General features: G+C 59.8%; 17 protein-coding genes. 11 read left to right on the forward strand and 6 right to left on the reverse strand.

Annotated elements, in window-relative coordinates:
• Positions 1-133 precede the first annotated feature (133 nt).
• Both dnaG and ACO07N_RS28815 read right to left on the reverse strand, forming a co-directional pair.
• The gene (gene dnaG, locus ACO07N_RS28810; protein WP_421984294.1) at positions 134-2,062 is read right to left on the reverse strand and encodes a DNA primase; all 1,929 of its coding nucleotides are present in this window, start codon (positions 2,060-2,062) and stop codon (positions 134-136) included.
• 212 nt (positions 2,063-2,274) lie between these two features.
• Complete coding sequence (locus ACO07N_RS28815; protein WP_421984508.1) at positions 2,275-2,778, reverse strand: GatB/YqeY domain-containing protein; 504 nt, start codon at positions 2,776-2,778, stop codon at positions 2,275-2,277.
• Between the two features lie 246 nt (positions 2,779-3,024).
• Here ACO07N_RS28815 and carA point away from each other — a divergent pair, with 246 nt between their 5' ends.
• Positions 3,025-4,206: a glutamine-hydrolyzing carbamoyl-phosphate synthase small subunit gene (carA, locus tag ACO07N_RS28820; protein WP_421984295.1), complete on the forward strand. Its 1,182-nt coding sequence runs from the start codon at positions 3,025-3,027 to the stop codon at positions 4,204-4,206.
• Positions 4,207-4,371: 165 nt separating this feature from the next.
• Here the strand turns inward: carA and ACO07N_RS28825 are convergent, their stop codons facing one another.
• Positions 4,372-4,809 carry a MerR family transcriptional regulator gene (locus ACO07N_RS28825; protein ID WP_306145645.1) on the reverse strand — a complete coding sequence of 146 codons (438 nt, stop codon included), beginning with the start codon at positions 4,807-4,809 and terminating at the stop codon, positions 4,372-4,374.
• Positions 4,810-5,746: 937 nt separating this feature from the next.
• On the opposite strand from ACO07N_RS28825, the gene ACO07N_RS28830 reads away from it, so the two are divergent.
• The 4 genes from ACO07N_RS28830 (at position 5,747) to ACO07N_RS28845 (ending at position 10,759) form a co-directional block, all read left to right on the forward strand.
• Complete coding sequence (locus ACO07N_RS28830; RefSeq protein ID WP_421984296.1) at positions 5,747-6,025, forward strand: helix-turn-helix domain-containing protein; 279 nt, start codon at positions 5,747-5,749, stop codon at positions 6,023-6,025.
• Between the two features lie 172 nt (positions 6,026-6,197).
• Entirely contained in the window at positions 6,198-9,560 is a 3,363-nt protein-coding gene (gene carB, locus ACO07N_RS28835; protein WP_421984297.1) for a carbamoyl-phosphate synthase large subunit, read from the forward strand.
• Positions 9,561-9,688: 128 nt separating this feature from the next.
• Positions 9,689-10,162 carry a transcription elongation factor GreA gene (greA, locus tag ACO07N_RS28840; protein ID WP_306145648.1) on the forward strand — a complete coding sequence of 158 codons (474 nt, stop codon included), beginning with the start codon at positions 9,689-9,691 and terminating at the stop codon, positions 10,160-10,162.
• A 138-nt stretch (positions 10,163-10,300) separates the two neighbouring features.
• The gene (locus ACO07N_RS28845) at positions 10,301-10,759 is read left to right on the forward strand and encodes a hypothetical protein (protein ID WP_421984298.1); all 459 of its coding nucleotides are present in this window, start codon (positions 10,301-10,303) and stop codon (positions 10,757-10,759) included.
• A gap of 11 nt (positions 10,760-10,770) precedes the next feature.
• On the opposite strand, the gene ACO07N_RS28850 is transcribed toward ACO07N_RS28845, so the two are convergent.
• A complete protein-coding gene (locus ACO07N_RS28850) occupies positions 10,771-11,241 on the reverse strand; it encodes an Lrp/AsnC family transcriptional regulator (protein ID WP_421984299.1) in 471 nt (156 codons plus the stop codon).
• A 464-nt stretch (positions 11,242-11,705) separates the two neighbouring features.
• Between ACO07N_RS28850 and ACO07N_RS28855 the strand changes: the two genes are divergently transcribed.
• Genes ACO07N_RS28855 through ACO07N_RS28865 form a run of 3 tightly spaced genes read left to right on the forward strand, consistent with a single transcriptional unit; the run spans position 11,706 to position 14,652 of the window.
• On the forward strand, positions 11,706-12,701 hold the full coding sequence (locus tag ACO07N_RS28855) for a mitochondrial fission ELM1 family protein (protein ID WP_421984300.1): 996 nt from the start codon (positions 11,706-11,708) through the stop codon (positions 12,699-12,701).
• Positions 12,702-12,755: 54 nt separating this feature from the next.
• Positions 12,756-13,724, forward strand: a complete 969-nt coding sequence (trxB, locus tag ACO07N_RS28860) for a thioredoxin-disulfide reductase (protein ID WP_421984301.1) — start codon at positions 12,756-12,758, stop codon at positions 13,722-13,724.
• Between the two features lie 31 nt (positions 13,725-13,755).
• Positions 13,756-14,652, forward strand: coding sequence for a LysR family transcriptional regulator (locus ACO07N_RS28865; RefSeq protein WP_306145653.1), 897 nt, complete (start codon positions 13,756-13,758; stop codon positions 14,650-14,652).
• 463 nt (positions 14,653-15,115) lie between these two features.
• Here ACO07N_RS28865 and msrP read toward each other — a convergent pair whose 3' ends face one another.
• The gene (gene msrP, locus ACO07N_RS28870) at positions 15,116-16,078 is read right to left on the reverse strand and encodes a protein-methionine-sulfoxide reductase catalytic subunit MsrP (RefSeq protein WP_421984302.1); all 963 of its coding nucleotides are present in this window, start codon (positions 16,076-16,078) and stop codon (positions 15,116-15,118) included.
• Positions 16,079-16,377: 299 nt separating this feature from the next.
• On the opposite strand from msrP, the gene ACO07N_RS28875 reads away from it, so the two are divergent.
• Positions 16,378-17,511 carry a serine hydrolase domain-containing protein gene (locus ACO07N_RS28875; RefSeq protein ID WP_421984303.1) on the forward strand — a complete coding sequence of 378 codons (1,134 nt, stop codon included), beginning with the start codon at positions 16,378-16,380 and terminating at the stop codon, positions 17,509-17,511.
• Between the two features lie 112 nt (positions 17,512-17,623).
• On the opposite strand, the gene ACO07N_RS28880 is transcribed toward ACO07N_RS28875, so the two are convergent.
• Positions 17,624-19,690 (reverse strand): elongation factor G, encoded by a 2,067-nt coding sequence (locus ACO07N_RS28880; RefSeq protein WP_421984304.1) that lies wholly within the window; start codon positions 19,688-19,690, stop codon positions 17,624-17,626.
• Between the two features lie 414 nt (positions 19,691-20,104).
• Here ACO07N_RS28880 and ACO07N_RS28885 point away from each other — a divergent pair, with 414 nt between their 5' ends.
• Positions 20,105-20,401 carry a hypothetical protein gene (locus tag ACO07N_RS28885; protein ID WP_421984305.1) on the forward strand — a complete coding sequence of 99 codons (297 nt, stop codon included), beginning with the start codon at positions 20,105-20,107 and terminating at the stop codon, positions 20,399-20,401.
• Positions 20,402-20,820: 419 nt separating this feature from the next.
• Positions 20,821-21,570, forward strand: a complete 750-nt coding sequence (locus ACO07N_RS28890; RefSeq protein WP_421984306.1) for a hypothetical protein — start codon at positions 20,821-20,823, stop codon at positions 21,568-21,570.
• Position 21,571 lies beyond the last annotated feature (1 nt).

The following is a 21,571-nucleotide window of genomic DNA, read 5'->3' on the forward strand; positions in this document are numbered from 1 at the left end:
GTCATCGGTCAATCGGAAAATGCCGTTTTTTGGTGTCTCGCACACGTTTGGAGACGCATTCGGGAAACCCGGACCGGCACTCACGCTCGTCTCGGCGCTTCGGCGGCACATGCGCGGCCGCCGGCCGTTGCCGTTACGGCGACGCGGCCACCGGCGGTGCCGTCCTGATCTTTTTCGCCCGTTCGGCGAGATCCGCCTCGTCGCGTGCACACTCTTCCCGTCTGCGGCTCAGGTCCTGCGTCAGGGCTTGAATGCGCGCCCAGGAATGTTCGTCCAGCTGTTCGTCCGCGGTCTCCAGCTCACCGGAAAGCTCCTCTTCAAGCGCATTCAGTTCAAGCTGGTCCAGGAAATGCAGATACGCCGCCTCGACAAAATCCTCCGGCGGATTGGATTTCAACAGAGGAAACCGGTGGTTCAGTGCGGAGAACTCCGCCATGCGCTGCTCCTGCAGGCCAATCGTCTCCAGCATCATTTCGTTCATGACCTCGCGCAGAGGCGCGTCGAAAGAGCTGGTCAGCTGCGCAATCGGCGATGCTTCCAGGTCGTCGACGATCCGGCACAGGACATCTCTGAGCTGAAGATGCAGATCGTTCGTGAACGGCAGTCCGGAAAAGCGTTCGAAGTTCCGGTCAAGCAGATGCGGAAACCGCATGCACAGGCCGAGAACCAGCCGCTCCGTGCCGAACGCATTGCTGGTCGCCACCCGTTCCCGTACCAATCCGAGGCCGGCAGGAACATCCGAAGCCGTCTTGCCGTCCCGGCGGTTCTGCCGCGCCTGTTCGAAAAACAGGTTCGACAGCTTGAACTTGAGGTCGAGCTGATAGCGCCGTCTCACGCGTTCATCGCGGATGGTGCCGATCAGGTCATCGAACCGTTTTTCAAGCGCGGCCTTTCGTTCCGGCGTGTCGATCCGCGAAACTGAAATCTCGCGTTCCCATACGGCATCGAAGAGCGCCTGGGCCTTGCCCACCTCCTGCCGGAACCCGTCCAGACCCTTTTCCTTGACAAGGTCATCGGGATCCATGCCGTCCGGCAGAAAGCAGAACTGGAACGAGTAGCCGCTTCGCAGGACCGGGAAAATCCGGTCGATTGCCCGATGGGCGGCAGAGACACCGGCCGCATCGCCGTCGAAGCAGATCACAGGCTCGGGCGCGAATTTCCAGAGCCGGACAACCTGGTCTTCCGTGAACGCGGTGCCGAGAGACGCCACGACATGCCGGATGCCCGCCTGCCAGAGCGCGATGGCATCCAGATACCCCTCCACCACGACCGCTTCCTGGGATTTGAAGGCAGGCTCGCGGGCCCGGTGCGCGTTGAACAGCATGACGCCCTTGTGAAAGAGCGGCGTTTCCGGCGAATTCAGATATTTCGGCTGTCCGTCCGGCAAAAGCGTGCGTCCGCCGAACGCCACGACCCGGCCGCGGTCATCCTGGATCGGGATCATCAAACGCCCCCGGAACCGGTCGTAGGCGGGCCGCCCGTCATCCGGACGGATGACAAGACCCGCTTCCACCATGGCGGCTTCCGGGATCTCCCGTCCGGCCAGGTATGACTTGAGCGCATCTCGGCTGTCCGGCGCAAAGCCGAAACGGAATTCGCGAAGCGTCTCCGGTGCCAGCCCCCGCTTCGCGGTGTAGGCCCTGGCCTGTTCGCCACGCGGTCCGGCATACTCGTTCTGAAAAAACTGTGCCGCCATCTCGCAGATATCCGCAAGCCCGGCACGCTTCTTCTCGCGCCGCGCGGCCTGCGGATCCGGCGCAGGCAAGGCAACGCCCGCCTGCTCGGCAAGGCGCTCCACGGATTCCGGAAAGCTCAGCCCTTCGGTTTCGCACAGAAAGGTAAAGTGATCGCCCGAGGCGCCGCAGCCGAAGCACTTGTAGCGATTGCGCCGGTCATCGACGTGAAAGCTGGGGCTTTTTTCCTGATGGAAGGGACAGCAGGCCCAGTAGTCACCCTTGCCAGGCTGCGTTTTGCGGCGGTCCCAGGTGACCCGCCGGGCAACAATGTCCGACAGCGTCAGCCGGGCACGGATTTCATCAAGGAGACGCGGTTCAAAACGCATGAGCAAATACGAACGATCAGCTGTTTGCCTGGAGGCTTCCGGCAGTCGAGGCATCCACTGCCGGACCGGTCAGCAAAGATAGAATGAGTTTCCAGGCAGCGCCAGTGCCGTCACACGGCAATGCCCACATTCGCGCAACCTGTTGATGGCCGTTTGAAAACCGTCAGGTTCCGGAGTTGCAGGAACAGGCGTGCGGGCTGTCGGCAGGTGGCTCAGTTCTCGGCGACATCATCGGCGCTTTTTGATGCGTGATATCCGTTCGCCTCGCTGCGCAGCATTTCCTTCACGAAACAGGAGGCCTGCACAAAATCCATTTTCCCCGGATAGCGGCTTTTCAGGGCGCTCATGCAACGGCCGATATCGCGAAGCCCATGGGCATCGATATCCTTGACTGTCTCCTCGCACAACGACCGGATTTCGTCATCGCTCAACTGAACGGGGAGAAACTCCCGGATGATGTCCTGCTCGACACGTTCCTGCTCGGCAAGATCGAGCTGTCCGCTGGTCTCGAATTCTTCCGCGGAGGTTTCCCGCTGCCGGACCATTTTCTGAAGGATTTCGACGACTTCCGTTTCGCCGACACCGTCCTTGCCGTTGTCGCGCGCGGCTGCCTCTCTGTCCTTGACTGCCGTCTGGATCAGGCGAAGCGTTGCGCATCTGCGCTTGTCGCCGTCCTCCTGCGCCAATTTCAGCGCAGAACCGATTCTTTCGCGCAATTCGTCGCGCATGGTTCACCCTATCCCTGCCGCACTGAGCCAACGGGCGGATTGGCGCCCTTCCACAACACTCAGCCAAGCTATTGAATTTTAACGATCTTTTTTCAAAGGATCAATATTGACGATCCTGGTCGCTTCCCATAGAGTCCCGCGCTTGATGCAGACGGCCTTGAGCATGCAACTTTGCCTGCCGTAGACGCCTATCCTGCAGCGCATGATGTCACCAACAGACTTTGGATACAAGACATGACGACTGCAGACGCATGGTCTGAGACCCCGGCGACCGCCCTGCTTGTGCTTTCAGACGGCAGCGTGATTGAGGGTCAGGGTCTCGGTGCCACCGGCCAAGCCGTTGGTGAGATTTGCTTTAATACCGCGATGACCGGATATCAGGAGATCCTCACCGACCCGTCCTATTCGGGCCAGATCATCACTTTCACTTTTCCGCATATAGGAAATGTCGGTGCGAATGACGAGGACATCGAAACGGTCAACATGGCGGCATCGAGCGGCATTCGCGGCGTTGTCCTTGCGGCATCGATCACGGACCCGGCCAACTACCGGTCGGCCAGACACCTCGACGCGTGGCTGAAATCGCGGAACCTGATCGGCATCTGCGGCGTCGACACGCGCGCCCTGACCGCCCTGATCCGCGAAAAGGGTGTTCCGAACGGTGTAATCGCGCATGCGCCCGACGGACGCTTCGATCTCGCGGCTCTCAAGACGGCCGCGGCGGAGTGGCCCGGACTGGTCGGCATGGATCTCGCAAAAGACGCGTCGACAACGCAAACCCATCCCTGGTCGCAGACGACATGGAAATGGAATGAGGGCTACGGCGAGGCGAAGACAGGCGACTTCAAGGTTGTCGCCATCGATTTCGGCATCAAGCGCAACATCCTGCGCCTTCTGTCGGAAGCCGGCTGCGATGTGACGGTCCTGCCTGCAACCTCTACCGCGAGCGACGTGCTTGCACACGCACCGGACGGTGTCTTTCTGTCGAACGGTCCGGGCGATCCGGAGGCGACAGGCGAATACTCGGTCGAGATGATCAGGGAAGTGGTTGAAAAGGGCGTGCCGACATTCGGCATCTGCCTCGGTCATCAGATGCTCGCGCTCGCACTGGGCGGCAACACCGTCAAGATGCACCAGGGTCACCACGGGGCCAATCACCCCGTTTTCGATCACACCACGGGCAAGGTGGAGATCACCTCGATGAACCACGGCTTTGCGGTGGATGCCGAAAGTCTCCCGGACAATGTGGAACAGACGCATGTCTCGCTGTTCGACGGGTCGAACTGCGGACTGGCCATCAAGGACAAGCCGGTGTTCTCCGTCCAGTACCACCCCGAGGCATCACCCGGACCGCGCGACAGCCACTATCTGTTCAAGCGGTTCACCGACCTGATGCAGGCGTCCAGGACGGCCTGACGCCATTCGTTTACCTTCAGCCGTTCATCTTCGCACAGCGCGATCATGACGTATGATGCGCAGAGCACCTGCTGCGGCCTGTGTTCAGACGGCGCCTCGCTTGGGCAATAGCAAACACCCCGGCCCGCTCCGCGAACCGGGGTTTCTGCATTCTTTCCTGCGCGCTTAGGCGATCAGTTCGTCGAACGCGGACAGGATCTGCTCGACTTCGGCAACCTGCTCATCGAGCATCTGCTTCTGTTCGACAAGAATTTCCTGTTGTCCCTTGCAGATTTCCTGCAATTCGCGGAATTGATCCTGCTTGCTTGCGCTGCTTTCGACCAGTTTGATCACGCGCCGGATCTCGGCAAGCGTCAGACCGATCTTCTTCGCCTGGGCGATCACGCGCATCCTGGAGACATCCCGGGTGCCGTAGAAGCGGCGTGCGCCTTTGCGAACAGGGTTCAGCAGCCCCTTTTCTTCGTAGAAGCGCAAGGTTCTGAGCGTGACGTTGAAGCGCTCAGACATTTCAGAGATCGCGAGGGAGCGATCTTCAAGGACCAGTTCGTTGTCCGGACCGGCTATGTCCGGAACAATGACCATGGTGGTAGCGACATTGTTCATAATGTTTAGCCCGATCTTTTTCTTTTGTTTCGAGTTCCACCGTTGTTTTCCACGCTCCCGATTTGCCGGTCCCACCTCCGGCGCGTCAGGTCCCACTAGCGTATCGACAACGGTCGCTCGATTATTGCCATTGCACACGGCACGAAGCCTAAGCCTTTTGGCGGCCACGACTTACAGCCTAGACTAATACACCTGTTCGATAGTTAAAATCTAGGTAAAAATCAGAATTATTGGTAATTTTTAACATAGGTTTCAGATTACAAAAAAACAAAACGTGACCAATTATAGAAAGACTAGGGCGCCGACAAACATTATTCACAGCGCCAAACTTCGATAGTTACACCAATATTAATTATCGATAATCTGGTATGAATAAATCACGTTTTCTATAACTGCGAATTCCTGTTCACGCTTATTTACGTCGCGGCAGGAAGAGGATGGAAAACTACTTAGTTTTCCTTGCCTTGCCATGCTTTTTTGTTTTGGCCACCTAATCAATTTTAGATGGTATGTAGGAGAATCATCGTGATGAAGTAGCAAAGGAAAAGAACAACCCTGAATGCACCGGGACCAAAATCACTTCCTTAGCGCGATTACTGTCGAAATTTAATACAGATCGGTATTTTTTCGCAAATTGACGTTGGTGAAAAACGCGCCTGTGGACAACTTTCCTTGACGACGACTGCCGATCACGATGCCCTGGTATCCAGGCAACTGAAAAACGGCGCTTGCGGTGCCCAACGAGACCTTCGGGATTTGAGACAAACCCAGCGGTGACAGCCCGTTTACTGCGAACATCCTTCCCTGGATGACAAAAAAGAGCACATTGTGCACTTCTTGATTGACAAAGTGCAATCCAGGTTATTTTTCTGAGGTCGGTCGGCGTGCGGCCCGCAATGCGCTCACGCGAAACTATCGCCTTTGGAACAATCGAAATATGGCCGAAAACAAAACAAAAGCCGCCGCGTCGGGCATGACACCGCAACAGTTCCGTCATTGGAGACGTGCGCTCGGACTGAAGCAGAAGGATGCCGCGGAGCGGTTGGGCCTCAAGAAACGAATGATCCAGTATTACGAAAAGGGCAATCGCGACGGCCGGCCGGTGGAAATACCCAAATCGATACGTCTGGCATGCTATGCCCTGTCGGAGGGAATCGGCGATTTTGACGGCCAGTCGACAACACCGCTCGGCCCCGATCTGCTGGATGCGGACTGATTGGGCAATTTTCGTTCCGGAAAACGACCCGATGTGGCCGGCCCGGGGTTTCCTAGCGATGCGCTTTTCCCTATAAGACGCGCTCAGCCAACATTGACACTTACCGTCAGACCGAGCCAGACCGGAGAGCGCAAGCGCTGATCGGGCTGGCCGCTGCGAGCTGCGAGCCGAGATGCCCAAACGCACAGATATATCTTCAATCCTGATTATTGGCGCCGGTCCGATCGTCATCGGACAGGCCTGCGAATTCGACTACTCGGGCACCCAGGCCTGCAAGGCACTGCGCGAAGAAGGCTATCGCATCATTCTGGTCAACTCGAATCCGGCGACCATCATGACCGACCCGGACCTGGCGGATGCGACCTACATCGAACCGATCACCCCGGAACTGGTGGCCCGGATTATCGAAAAGGAGCGGCCGGACGCCCTGCTGCCGACGATGGGCGGTCAGACTGCCCTCAACTGCGCACTTGATCTGGAACAGATGGGTGTTCTGGAAGAATTCGGCGTGGAAATGATCGGCGCCCGCGGCGACGTCATCGAAAAAGCGGAAGACCGCGAGAAATTCCGCGCCGCGATGGACTCCATCGGCCTGGAAAACCCGCGCGCCTGCATCGCGTCTTCCCCTGCCATTCGGAGCGAGGACGGCCGGATCACCGGATACGACCGCAACGCCGGTTACCTGGAAGCCATGCGCGCGCTGGACGAAATCGGCCTGCCGGCAATTATCCGTCCGGCATTCACGCTTGGCGGCACAGGCGGCGGCGTCGCCTATAACCGGGAAGAGTACGAGACGATCGTGCGCTCCGGCATCGATGCCTCTCCGGTGGGTCAGGTCCTGATCGACGAAAGCCTTCTGGGCTGGAAAGAGTACGAGATGGAAGTGGTTCGCGACAAGGCGGACAACTGCATCATCATCTGCTCGATCGAGAACGTCGATCCGATGGGTGTTCACACCGGCGACAGCATTACCGTGGCCCCTGCGCTGACGCTGACGGACAAGGAATACCAGATCATGCGGGACGCCTCGATCGCGGTCCTGCGCGAGATCGGTGTGGAGACCGGCGGCTCCAACGTTCAGTTTGCCGTCAACCCCGACAACGGCCGGCTCGTCGTCATCGAAATGAACCCGCGCGTCTCGCGGTCCTCGGCCCTCGCCTCCAAGGCGACCGGGTTTCCGATCGCCAAGATCGCGGCGAAACTTGCCGTCGGATACACGCTCGACGAGCTGGAAAACGACATTACCGGCGGCGCGACACCGGCCTCCTTCGAACCCACGATCGACTACGTCGTCACCAAGATCCCCCGCTTCGCCTTCGAGAAATTCCCCGGTTCGGAATCAAACCTGACGACCGCCATGAAATCGGTGGGCGAGGTCATGGCCATCGGCCGCACGTTCAACGAGAGCCTTCAAAAGGCGCTGCGGGGCCTGGAAACGGGTTTGAACGGGTTTGACGAAACCGACATTGCCGGCCTCGATCAGGGCGACGACAGGAACGCCCTGCGCGCAGCGGTTTCAAACGCGACACCGACGCGGCTCCTGAATGTCGCGCAGGCCATGCGCCTCGGCATGTCGATCGAGGAAATCTACCAGGCGAGCGGCATCAACACCTGGTTCCTGGAACAGATCGCCGACATTTTGGCAATGGAAGCCAAGGTCAGGAACATTGGACTGCCGCAGGATGCTGCCAACCTGCGCAAGCTGAAGGCCATGGGCTTCTCGGACGCAAGGCTTGCCAGCCTTGCCGGTCTCGACGCAAACGATGTGGTGAAACTGCGCGATGAGCTGGGCGTTCACCCGGTCTACAAGCGGATCGATACCTGCGCGGCCGAATTCGCCTCTCCGACTGCCTACATGTACTCCACCTACGAAGCGCCCTTCATGGGCGCGCCGGCCTGCGAGGCCGCGCCCTCGGACCGGAAGAAGGTCGTCATTCTCGGCGGTGGTCCGAACAGGATCGGCCAGGGCATCGAGTTCGACTATTGCTGCTGTCATGCGGCCTTCGCACTCGACGATGCGGGCTACGAGACCATCATGGTCAACTGCAACCCGGAAACCGTCTCGACCGACTACGACACCTCGGACCGGCTCTATTTCGAACCGCTCACGCCCGAGGACGTTCTGGAAATCATCCGCAAGGAAAAGGAGAACGGCACGCTCCACGGGGTGATCGTCCAGTTCGGTGGACAGACGCCGCTGAAGCTGGCGCAGGCGCTCGTCAAGGCGGACGTGCCGATCCTGGGTACGGCACCGGACATGATCGACCTTGCCGAGGATCGCGACAGGTTCCAGAAACTCCTGATCAAGCTCGGTCTGAAACAGCCGGAAAACGGCATCGCCTACTCTGTTGAGCAGGGCAGGCTGATCGCCGGTCAACTCGGCCTGCCCCTGGTGGTGCGTCCGTCCTACGTCCTGGGCGGACGGGCGATGCAGATCATCCGCGACGAGGAAGCCCTCAATTCCTACCTGCTTGGCACGCTGCCGGAGCTTGTGCCGGCAGAGGTGCGTGCCAAGTACCCCAATGACAAGACCGGCCAGATCAACACGGTTCTCGGCACCAACCCGCTGCTGTTCGACCGGTACCTGGAAGGCGCGATCGAGGTTGACGTGGATGCGCTTTGCGACGGCAAGGACGTCTTTGTCTGCGGCATCATGGAGCACATCGAGGAAGCCGGCATTCACTCCGGCGACAGCGCATGTTCCCTGCCGCCCTTCTCACTTTCGGACGACCTGATCGACGAACTCAAGCGTCAGACGACGGCGCTGGCACTGGCCCTTGAAGTGGGCGGTCTCATGAACGTCCAGTACGCCATCAAGGATGGCGAAATCTACGTTCTGGAAGTCAACCCGCGCGCCTCGCGGACCGTGCCCTTCGTCGCCAAGACCATCGGCGCGCCGATCGCCAAAATCGCCAGCCGGGTCATGGCCGGCGAGAGCCTGGCATCCTTCGGACTGGCTGAACCGAATGTGGACCACATCGCGGTCAAGGAAGCGGTCTTCCCGTTTGCGCGATTCCCCGGTGTCGACACGATCCTGGGACCGGAAATGCGGTCCACAGGGGAAGTCATGGGTCTCGATACCGCGTTCGGCACGGCCTTTGCGAAGGCGCAGATCGGCAGCGGCACCGGTGTACCGGACCAGGGCACCGTATTTGTCTCCATGCGCGATGCCGACAAGGAAGGCGTCGTGGATGCCGTGAAGAGCCTGGAGGCGGCCGGTTTTGCCATCATCGCTACGGGCGGCACCCAGAAGTATCTCGAGGACCAGGGCATTTCCGTCAGGAAAATCAACAAGGTGCTTGAGGGCCGGCCGCACATCGTCGACGCGGTTAAGAACGGCGAAGTGCAGCTTGTCTTCAACACGACCGAAGGGGCACAGGCGATCGCCGACAGCCGGTCAATGCGGCGGGCCGCGCTCCTGAACAAGGTTCCGTACTACACCACACTGGCCGGGTCTGTTGCAGCAGCCAAAGGTATTGCCGCCCGCAAGGCGGGGAGCCTTGAAGTAAGACCTTTACAATCCTACTTCGGCTAGGGCTATTATACTCGTTGACCGGCCGGGAAAGCGCGCCTTTCCCGGCTTGGTTTGTTTTTGTAAATACGCGGTCCTCGAAATCGGCGGGATAAGCCCACGGGACCCAATAAGCTGAAGGTCTGAGACCAATGGAAAAAGTTCCGATGACCTCTGCCGGTTACAAAATGCTTCAGGACGAACTGAAGGAACGTACCACGGTTGAGCGTCCGCGCATCGTCGATGCCATTGCGGAAGCACGTGCACACGGTGATCTGTCGGAAAACGCCGAGTATCATGCGGCAAAGGAAGCGCAGAGCCTGAACGAAGGCCGCATTGCCGAACTCGAGGACAAGCTGTCGCGCGCCGAAATCATCGACGTGACCAAACTGTCCGGTGAAATCGTCAAGTTCGGCGCGACCGTGTCCCTGATCGACGAGGACACGGAAGAAGAAAAGAAATACATGATCGTCGGCGACGTGGAATCCGACGTGAAGCAGAACAAGGTCTCGATCTCGTCTCCGATCGCCCGCGCCCTGATCGGCAAATCGATCGGCGACAGCGTTGAAGTGGCCGCCCCCGGCGGGGCCCGGTCCTACGAGATCGTCGACGTCAAATTCATCTGAATCTCTGACATTCCAATCGGATATGGTCTGACGCTCGGAAAGAACGCGACCGTTTTCCCTTTGACGCGTCCCGGTCAGCCGTTAAGGTGAGAGCCGGAATTTGTCGGAGGTCAGGTGATGGTCTTTCATGCGATTGGGATGTGGCTCTTGGTGGCCGCCATCCCGCTTTGGATCTATCGCTGGTATGTGTTTTCCAAGCTTGATGCGCGCGAACGCAGGATCTTCAAGCGCATCGTGAAGCGGCGGCACGAAAACGCCTACGCGTTTGCGCTGCAGATGTTCGGTTACCTGATTGCCCTTGCGGCGGCAGTGATCCTGCTTGTCGTTGGGCTGCGCTACATCAAACACGGGTCCCTGGAATTCGGAGCATATCGTGAAGTTATTCGCAACCGGATCTATTCAGGGGTCGATCCGATCGACTATGCACTCGACACCTATCACTACGATCAGCTGCTTCCCATTGCGATCATCACGACCTGCGCGCTTCTCAGTGTCAGCTTCACGCTCGTCGCAACGGCGCTCAGGGACGTTTCTTTGATGTCGCGCCTCAACAAGAAGCTCATCGGCATGAAAGAGCGGCAGGAAGCTCTCAACTAAAACCGCGTCCGTCAGGTTTCAATCGGAACAACCGGTTCGTCCTTGGTGCGCCGGATGGTCAGCGCGGTGCGCACGCTGTCCACGTTGGGCGCCGCGGTCAGATCCCGGATGACGAAGTTCTGGAACGTCTGCAGGTCCGGCGACACGCATTTCAGCAGGAAATCGACCTCGCCGGACAGCATGTAGCTCTCCCGGACCAGCGGCCAGTTCTGCACGGTCTCCTCGAAGGCAATCAGATCGGCTTCCGTCTGGCTGTGCAGGCCCACCATCGCAAAAGCGGTCACATCGTAGCCGAGTTGCTTTTCATCGAGAAGCGTCCGGTACCCCTGGATGAGACCCGCCTCCTCGAGCGCCCTGACGCGGCGCAGGCACGGTGGCGCGGAAATGCCGACACGGCGCGCCAGCTCCACATTGGTCATCCGGCCGTCGTCTTGCAGTTCTTTCAGGATGTGCCAGTCAATGGCATCAAGCCGCGCTTTCAAACCTGTCTCCTTTGAGTCTCGCCTGTCGGACCCGCCTGCAAATAGGTGTTGCTGACCGAACCGGACACCTTGCCCGGAATCGGGTCGCCACGCTAGGGTCAGGACTCATTAATTTGGATGAATTGGTAGGGATGAATTTGTTCGGATACGAGGCGCAAAGCTGCTGGAAACCGTCCGGTTTCCAAAGATTTGCAACGACGTTGCCGGGCAAATTCATCCTATCCCTCCTGGAGCAAAAACGGCTTCGGTCTGCTTCGTCAAACCGCTCAACCGGGCAGGAAGCCCGCTTGTCGCGCTTTTCCTTGCAGCTCATCGCCGTTTGCTGCGCCAATTAAACCAAATTAATGGGTCCTGACCCTAACTTGTCGACCAGTGACGAGTTATGATTATTTGCGCGTTTGTGCAAGACTATAACAAAATTGCGCACGATTCTGAAAGATTACGATAGGGGATGTTCTCCTTAGATGCACGATGAGCCGGAGACCTCTCCCGCATCCGTCTGGGTGCTCACCGATGGCAAGGCCGGTGACGTCGCCCAGTGCGTCGGCGTCGCCGAGGCGCTCGGAGCTCCTTACACGGAGCGCACGGTCGCGCCGCGCCCGCCTTTTTCCTGGTGGCTTCCGTTCGGACCGACGGATCCGCGCGAATGGGAATCGCGCCCCGGCAGCCCGATCGCACCGCCTTACCCCGATATCGCCATTGCGTCCGGCCGGCGCGCCGCTGCCTATCTGCGGCGTATCAAGCGGCTTTCCGGTGGCCGGACTTTCACGGTCTTTCTGAAGGACCCCAGAACCGGGCCGGACGCGGCGGATCTGATCTGGGTGCCTGAACATGACCGCCTGCGCGGCCGGAACGTTCTGACCACACCCACCTCGCCGCATCGCTTTTCCGCCCGGAAACTTGACGCGCTGCGCGCCGACAAGACCCCAGATATCGACAGGATCGCGCACCCGCGCGTCGCCGTTCTGATCGGTGGTGACAGCCGTCATCACACGTTCACCGAAAAAGACCAGCATCGCCTCTTGAACGGATTGCGGACGATGGCGTCAGAGGACGGCGCCGGCTTCATGATCACGGCCTCGCGCCGCACACCGCCGGCACTTGCCTATGGCCTGTCGAGCCTGGCCAAGTCCGGCGGCCACCTGTTCTGGACGGGCGAGGCGCCAAATCCGCTCGGACATTTTCTGGCAAAGGCGGATGCGATCATCGCGACCGCCGATTCGACCAACATGATCGGCGAGGCAACGGCAACCGGAAAACCACTTCACGTCTTCCATCCATCGGGCGGTCACAGGAAAATCACCGCCTTTTTGACGCCTTTGGAGCGCATGGGGGTCATTCACCCCTTCCCAGGCCCGCTAAAAACAACTACCTACGAGCCGATAGATGCCACACCCGTAATCGCAGATCGGATCAGGACAGCCTTCAGCGCATCCCGGATGCACGAAACAGGGACCTGAACGGCCGGCGGCCCCAACGGGCGGGCACAACAAGAAGACAGGAAAAGGTGTCTCATGAGCACGGAACACAGCAAGCTCCTGATTGTCGGATCCGGTCCCGCCGGTTACACCGCAGCAATTTATGCAGCGCGCGCCATGATCGAACCGACACTGGTCGCGGGCATTCAGCCGGGCGGTCAGCTGACAATCACGACCGATGTCGAGAACTACCCCGGGTTCGCCGATCCCGTCATGGGACCGTGGCTGATGGAGCAGATGCAGAAGCAGGCCGAGAATGTCGGCACCAAGATCATCTACGACACCATCATCAAGGCCGACCTGTCGCAGCGGCCCTTCCGGCTCGAGGCGGATAGCGGCACGGTCTATACCGCCGACACGCTGGTAATCGCGACCGGGGCACAGGCACGCTGGCTCGGCCTCTCCTCCGAGCAGGACTATATGGGCGCCGGCGTTTCCGCCTGTGCAACCTGTGACGGCTTTTTCTACCGCAACCGGGAAGTCGTCGTGGTCGGCGGCGGCAACACGGCCGTCGAAGAGGCGCTGTACCTGTCGAACCTTGCGTCCAAGGTGACGCTCGTTCACCGCCGCGACAGCCTGAGGGCGGAAAAGATCCTGCAGGACAGGCTGTTCCAGAACCCGAAGATCGAGGTCATCTGGGACCATCAGGTCGACGAGATCCTGGGCGGCGGCACGCCGAAAGCCGTGACAGGCGTGCGCCTTGAAAACACCAGGACCGGAGAGATGCAGGAGATCCCGACGGACGGTGTGTTCATCGCGATCGGGCATGCACCGTCCGTTGAACTGTTCAAGGACCAACTGACGTTGAAGCCGAACGGCTACCTGGAGACCGCGCCGGACTCCACGCGCACGTCGATCCCCGGCGTCTTTGCCGCCGGTGACGTCACCGACGACATTTACCGCCAGGCGGTCACCGCCGCCGGCATGGGCTGCATGGCCGCCCTTGAAGCGGAGAAGTTTCTGGCCGAACATGAAGCGGCATCCACACAGCAGGCAGCCGAGTAAGGCTGCCTGAACGTCCTGCGGAGGGGCACGCATGGATTGGGACAAACTGCGCATCTTTCATGCAGCCGCTCAGGCCGGCAGCTTCACCCATGCGGGCGACACGCTGCACATGAGCCAGTCGGCCGTCAGCCGGCAGGTCAGTGCGCTGGAACTCGATCTGGGGGTTCCCCTGTTTCACCGCCACGCGCGCGGTCTGCTGCTGACCGAACAGGGCGAACTTCTCTACCGCACGGCGAGCGACGTGCTGATGAAGCTGGAATCCGTCCAGTCCAGCCTCACCGACAGCAAGGAAAAACCCTCCGGCATCCTGCGCGTAACGACGACGGTCGGCCTTGGGTCGACTTGGCTGACGTCCCGCATCAAGAGCTTTGTCGAGCTTTATCCCGAAGTCGATCTGCATCTGATCTTCGATGACGACGAACTGGACCTTGGCATGCGCGAGGCCGATGTTGCCATCCGTCTGCGCCAGCCGACCCAGCCCGACCTGATCCAGCGAAAGCTGTTCACGGTGCATTTTCACGTCTATGCGGCCCCCGAATACATCCAGCGGTTCGGATCCCCCTCCTCGATCGAGGACATCGACAACCACCGGATCATCACCTTCGGTGAACAGGCGCCGGCCTACCTGCGCTCCATGAACTGGCTGGACTCCGCCGGCCGGCCCGCAAACGAGCCGCGGCGCTCGGTCCTGAAGGTCAACAATCTCGTGGCGATCAAGCGCGCCGTTCAAACGGGCGTCGGCATCGCCATCCTGCCCGACTACATCATCGACCAGGCAACGAACCTGGTCCCCGTCCTCACCGAACAGGAAGACAAGGTACCGTCCTTCGACACCTATTTTGTCTATCCCTCGGAGCTGAAGAACACCGCGCGCGTCAAGGCGTTTCGCGAATTCCTGCTCAGCAGCGCCGAGAAGTGGGTCTACTGATCCGGTCACCACGAACGAAGCCTGAACTGCCTTGATAATAATTTGGGCAGCACATTTTTTGATCAGAGAATACTTTTTCCACGAATACGCCCCGGGCAATCGGCGACTTGAATCGGATTATTTCGAATAAATTTAGCTGATTAGCCTACAGCCGCCTAAACAAATAATTGTAAAGAAACGCTTTTCGCGCCTCGATTTGTATTCATGAGCCAGCATTGCAGAAAATGCATAGCAGATTTGCGCACCTGCCACTTGTTTATGCAGCTTGTGCACCGCATATAAGCATCACTGTTGGTCAGACGGGGATCACATCCTCCTCCCAGTGATGCCCAGACCAGCTGTTCCCCTCTGGAAGGTGATTCCACTGTTTTCAGTGAATCAAAATAAACTGCCGGGTCCTCAAAGACCCGGCTCTTTTTTTGTCCAGTTGATTTTGCAGCGCACAAATTGAGGCGCGTCCGGGTTACATGAACAGGCTTTCACCGCCGAGATTCTTGTAGAGACCGGCGACCTGCTCTTCGTAGCCGTTATAGAGCAGCGTGTCCCTGCGTTCGTCGGTACCGAGCAGCTTCTCGCTCGCCTGTGACCAGCGGCGATGCGGAACCTCCGGGTTGACGTTTGCCCAGAAGCCGTACTCCTTCGGCTGGATTTCTTCCCAGAAACTGACGGGTCTTTCCTTGGTGAAGGATATCCGAACCACCGACTTGATGCATTTGAAGCCGTATTTCCAGGGCGTGACCAAGCGGATCGGAGCGCCGAACTGCTTGGCAAGCGGCTTGCCGTAGATCCCGGTCGCCATGAACGCCAATTCGTTGGTTGCTTCTTCCAGCGTCAGCCCTTCGACATAGGGCCAGGGATACCAGCTCTGTTTCTGGCCGCTGGCGATGGACGGATCCAGGAACGTTTCGAACCGGAGATATTTCGCATCAGCCTGCGGACCCGCCAGTTTCACGAGATCGGCCAGGGGGAAACCGGACCAGGGCACGGCCATCGACCAGGCTTCCACGCAGCGATGGCGGTAGAGCCGTTCCTCGAGCGGCATCTTGGCAAGAAGCGCGTCTATGTCGACGATCTGAGGGTTGTCGACCAGACCGTCCAGCGTCACCGTCCAGGGGCGGATCTGAAGCTTCTGGGCCGCCGGCCAGATCTGCTTGTGCGACCCGAACTCGTAAAAATTGTTGTATTGCGAGGCAATGTCTTCGGAGGTGAGGTCACGGTCCAGCTTGAAGGCCGGATTGCGGGTGACCGGATAAAGCCCCGCACTCGGATCTTCCTCCGCGAATGCCGGACGCACACCGAGACCCGATCCCATGAGGACGCCGCTCCCTGCGAGACCGGCCAGGATCTGGCGGCGATTCAAAAACACGTGTTCCGGTGTGGCCTCACGCTCTGGAAGTTCCCAGCTGCGCTTCTTCAAGATGTTCATGTCGTGGCTCCTGTTTGCCAAAGAAAGAACCGGAATCGGGCTTCAAAGGCAAATAACGCCCTAGTGACCGGGAGCAACAGGATCGTGAAGGAAAAAAACGTGCCGCAGCAACAGCCGAAATTCAAAGATCTCATATGCAGTTCGCTGCCAGGCGCGGAACTGAATTCTTCCACGATACGGCGGTTGCATTCCGCGCGGGCGTTTGCGGCGCGGTAGTACCGCAAATTCAATGGCAACCAGGGCGATTATGGGTCTATTGTTTGGGTGTGGGGGAAACGACAAGAGCGGGGAGGACCCACATGTCGATCGAGAACGTACTGAAAAAGGCCGTCGATGAGGAGAAGGTGCCATTCGTTGTCGGGATGACCGCAAACTCGGATGGGGTCACGTCCACCCATGCGGCCGGCAACGCAACCGCTTCGAAAGCGGTCGATGCAGATACCGTTTTCCGTATCTTCTCCATGACCAAGGCCGTCGGCGGCCTCGCCGCCGCCATCCTGGTGGACCGGGGCAAGCTGACGCTCGACACACCGGTCGGCGATCTCCTCGGCGCCTGGAACGATCTGAAGGTGCTGGAGGGTTTTGACGGCGACACACCGAAACTGCGCGACCCGAAAACCCGCGCCACCCTGCGGCACCTGGTGACGCACACGAGCGGGATGGAATACGAGTTCTGGAACACGGACGTGCCGCGCTACATGGAACTGACCGGCCATCCCACGATCCTGTCCGGACTGAAGAGTTCGCTTCAATACCCGTTGACCACCGATCCCGGAACCCGCTGGGGCTATGGCCCGAGCACCGATTGGCTGGGGCAGATGATTGAGGCAGCCGACGGCAGGCGCATCGACGTCTTCTGCCAGGAGGAAATCTTCGAGCCACTCGGCATGACCAGCACGGCGTTCGAGCCCGAGGGGCTGCAGGAGCGGCTCGCCGACGTCCATATTCGCGGCGAGGACGGCAAATTCGCGCCAATGGAGATCGCCCCGCCGTCTTTGCCGGAAGTCTACGGCATGGGCCACGCCCTCTACTCCACGCCGAACGACTACATGCGGTTCCTGCGCATGATCCTGAACGGGGGACAACTGGACGGAAATCGCATTTTGTCGGAGAGCGGGCTGGCGACAATGCTTGGCGACCAGATGAACGGCCTGACGTTTCAGACGATGGTTTCCTGTTCTCCGATAACCGCCGATGTCGTTCTTCCGGAGGACACGTCTCACAGCATGATCGCGGCCCTGCACACCTCGGATGTCCCCGGAAAGCGGTCGGCGGGAACGCAAAGCTGGGCGGGCGTCTGCAACACCCATTACTGGGTCGACCCGGGCAAGGACCTCGCCGCCGTGATCATGACCCAGTCCCTCCCCTTCGTGGAACCGGCCTTCATGGAAACCTATGACGCCTTTGAGCGCGCGGTCTACGCGGCGCACTGAGCAACAGCTGCGTTCTCGCAGACACGGATCTCGCCGCCGGCCCAGACCCAGACAAACAAAGAGGGACCTTCGGCCCCTCCCTGGAATGCGTGTTTCGGCCGCAAGGGACGGCTCAGGCCGCCTGTTGCTTCCCGGACTTCTGCAGCGCCTGCTCCGCGGCCTTGCCAGCGAGCTCGGCCATGTGGTCGAACTCGGACGTGTAGCTGGCGACCCCGGCGGTGGCGGACCTGAGCTCGACGATCAGATCGCCGATCTCCGCTTCCGGCATCAGCGCCTGCACCTCGTCCCAGCCGGGCCAGTTCGGCCTGGCATCAAACCCCAGAAGCTGGCCGCGCCGCGCAGAAACGATGGCGTTGACCTTCGCCGTGGCATCGTTCGGACAGGCAACGACGACCTTGTGGATCGGCTCGAGAAGCACCGGTTTGCATTCCGGCAGCCCCTCGCGGATCGCCAGAATGCCGGCCATCTTGAACGCCTGGTCCGAGCTGTCGACCGAGTGATAGGAGCCATCCGTCAGACACACGGCGACATCCACCACGGGAAAACCGAACGTGCCGCGTGTCAGCGCATCGAGGACACCATCCTTGACCGACGGAATATACTGCTTGGGCACGACACCGCCGGTGATCGTGTCGCTGAACTGAATGCCCTCGCCTCTTGGAAGCGGCGAGATTTCCAGAACCGCGTCTCCGAACTGGCCGTGTCCGCCGGACTGTTTCTTGTGGCGTCCGCGCACCTTGGTCTTGCCTCTTATCGTCTCGGCATAGGGCACATGCGGCGTGTGCACCGCCACGTCGAGACCGTACTTTCCGGCAAGCCGTTCCTGGGCGACCCTGAGATGCATTTCGCCCTGGCCCTCCAGAAGCGTTTCCGCCGTCGCCTGGTTCTGGCTGATCGAAAGGCTTGGATCTTCCTCGACCAGTTTCGCCAGTGCCGTTGAAAGCCGGACCTCGTCCTTCCTCTGCGCTGCCGAGACGGCGGTCGCCAGCACCGGACTGCGCCGTTCGCCAGCATCCATGCTGACCAGGTCACCCTGATCATGGCTGAGGAGATCTCCCGTTGCCACGTCGTCGAGGCGGCCGAGCGCGACAAGGTCGCCCTTGCTTGCTGTCGCCGTCTTGCTGGCATGCTGTCCGAAGATGGAGAAGAGGCCGGAAACCTTCACCTCATCGCGGCCGTTGCGGAACAGGCTGTCGCCATCCGACACCTCGCCTTCCAGCACCCGCGCAATGGAAAGCTTGCCGCCGTGCTGGGTATGCATGGTCTTGATGACCTGAAGCAAAGAGCCGGTTTCCCTGTCCGTTGTCCGGTATTTGAGGACATCGACACCCGGTGCTTCATGGCGCAGCGCCTTCAAGAGACGGCTGACACCGTTGCCGTGATCAGCCGACCCGAAGAACACCGGGCAGATGAGCCCGTCGCGCATTTCCTTCACGAGATCGGAAAACACGAGGTCACGGTCCGGCGCGATGTCCTCCAGAAGCGCTTCCATGAGGTCGTCGTCGTGATCGGCCAGAAGCTCCAGCATCGTGAACCTGGCTTCCAGTTCGCGCGCCCGGTCCTCATCGGACATGTCGACCTGCGTGCTTGCTTCCTTCTCGTGATAGACATGCGCACGTTCCAGCGCGAGGTCGATGAAACCGGTCGCCTGACCGTCCTCCCAGATCGGGATCTGCCGCAGCACCAGCGGCACGGCGGAGGCCGGCTGCAGCACGGACAGCACATCGCGGACGCGCCGGCTGCTCTTGTCGATCTTGTTCAAAAACAAAACCCGCGGAATGGCGCGGGCTTCAAGAGCTTTCAGGATGAGCTGCAAGGCCGGAACCTTGCGCTCGTCGTCCTCCGCGACAACGATGGCCAGGTCGACACCGCTTAGAGCTCCATCCATTTCGCTCAGGAATTCCACTGAACCGGGACAGTCGACGAAAACGAACCGGTCGCCGAGATAGTCCGTTTCGGCGATGTTCACTTCAACGCTCATGCCGTGCGCGCGCGCTTCCGGCGAGGCATCGCCGACGGTGTTTCCGTCGGTTACCGTACCCTGCCGTTGAAGCTTGTCCGTTCGCGCAAGCAACGCCTCCAAAAGACTGGTCTTTCCGCTGCCGAAAGGACCGACGAGGGCGATGCAGCGCGGCGTACTGCCGGCAGCTGATCCTTTTCCGTTTATCGTGTTTTCCATAATGAGCCTCCCGTGTGTTCGGGGATATCCCCGTAACAACGCGGCATGGCCGACGAGGGACGCGGGCCTGCCGCGTCGCACCCTCAAGGATCTTTGCCCGTTCCGGCTGCATGGCTCTTTGCCCTGCAAATCGGGCATTCGATCTGGGGCGGACCGATATCGTCGCGCCGAATGAGGCCTCAAGGCAAGGGAATTATGCACCGCAGCGCAGCAATTCCGCTGCCCGCACCGAAACACCGCTCAAAAACAAGATCTTGCCGTGTTGGTCGCCGAAACCTGCGCCTCGCGCCAAATCGCCCGGGACACGACATCCTTTTGGACCGTTGCCCAAAGCACAAGGGAAGCGCTAACCTATGGTTAGATGTTAGGGTCGTCCCGCTACCGGGATGACAGCAGAAATCGAAGGTTTCCTTGATGCATATCGGCAAAAGCCTCTTGCTGGCTTCCCTCTGTTTCTTCTGTGTCCAGCCTCTGGCCGCGCAGAACGTCCAGCTCCGCGGCCTGCCCAACGCCGGTGGCCTGCCTCCGGCCGAGCAGATGCTCAATCAGAACCTCAACAATCAGAAGAACAATTTCTCGACCCGGACGCAGATCGACCAGGCGAACCGCCTGAACCGCACCGAGCAGATCAACCGCCTCAATGCCAGGCGCGAGAATTTCGCAAACCCGTGTGCAAGCCCGGGCGCACCCTGCGACATCGAAAAGAAGTAGTGAATACGAAGAAGTGCGCGAACTCAAGCACCTGACGTATTTGTTGCTGCGGTCCGACTAGCCCGGTTTAGCCCGGTTTAGCAATATTTGCCGAACACAACCAAAGAGGATTGTGTTGTGCTCGCTTCCCCGCCTCCCCGCCACCGCTAACACTGTTATTTTCCCAGACGTGATCTCGACGAGTAAACCCGCGGCAGTGCACCAAGAACTCCAAGACACATTGGAGTTACCGCGCAACGAAGACCCTGCGGTAGCCGCCCTCGCCTAGCAGTCCTGGCAGACTCTTGGCAAGCCCGCTCACCCGCGCGTCGAACCGCAGTTTTGATCGGTCCGTTCGCGGTCGGTCTTCTGCGCCATCAGCATAACTCCCCAGACTCAATCGCGGATAAAGGCCGAACCGATGATAACCAGAGGCCTGGATGATGAAACGATCTGAGTGGTACGCGGCATTCACATGGGGCGGCCTGACCGGCGTCGCGGTCACGCTTGCCGCCGCCGTGGTGCTGGAGGTGCCGCTTTTTTGGGTCGACTCGGTGTGCGGCGCGGCGTCGCTTTACTGTTTTGTCTACACCTGGCAGGGCCTGCTCTCGGGCATCATTGCCGCTGCTGGCGCGCTTCTGGCCGCTCTGCGCGCGTGGCGGGCCGCGATGAAACAAATCAGGGTTACGGCGGACATCCCGATTGAGCTGCGCAAATCCGAGCTTGCCTGGGAAGGAATCCGGCTCACCCAAGTCGGGCAACGGCTCGACATGTATTACCAAGCGGCGAGCGCCTATCTAGAACTTTTCGCGGAAACGAAACGGCTCGACACGCGCGCGTTTCAACGCACTCTCTTGAGTACAGAACCCTTTTCCCGACCAACCGCGAGCATCCTAGGAAGCATGGCCGAAACGTGCCCGCTGCCTGGGCTTCGGTCAGAACTGCTGAACACAGAGCGCAACGTCCAAGCCTTGAATGACACGGCCGCGGAGCTGGACCGGCGCTGCCGCGGCGTAGAACGTCTTACTGACGAAGATGTCAAGCGCGTCGACGAAGACCGAACCAAGACCAAATCCAATGCGCGGACTGTGATTGCGAGCGTTGAGGCCGTCAAGGAGTGCATCGAGCAGGACCAGGAGCTGATCAAAAAGGAAATCGCCCGGCTCGACGGGCTGAGGCATTCGGACTGAC

Source organism: Roseibium sp. (assembly GCF_965229775.1).
In the GTDB taxonomy this organism is placed as follows: domain Bacteria; phylum Pseudomonadota; class Alphaproteobacteria; order Rhizobiales; family Stappiaceae; genus Roseibium.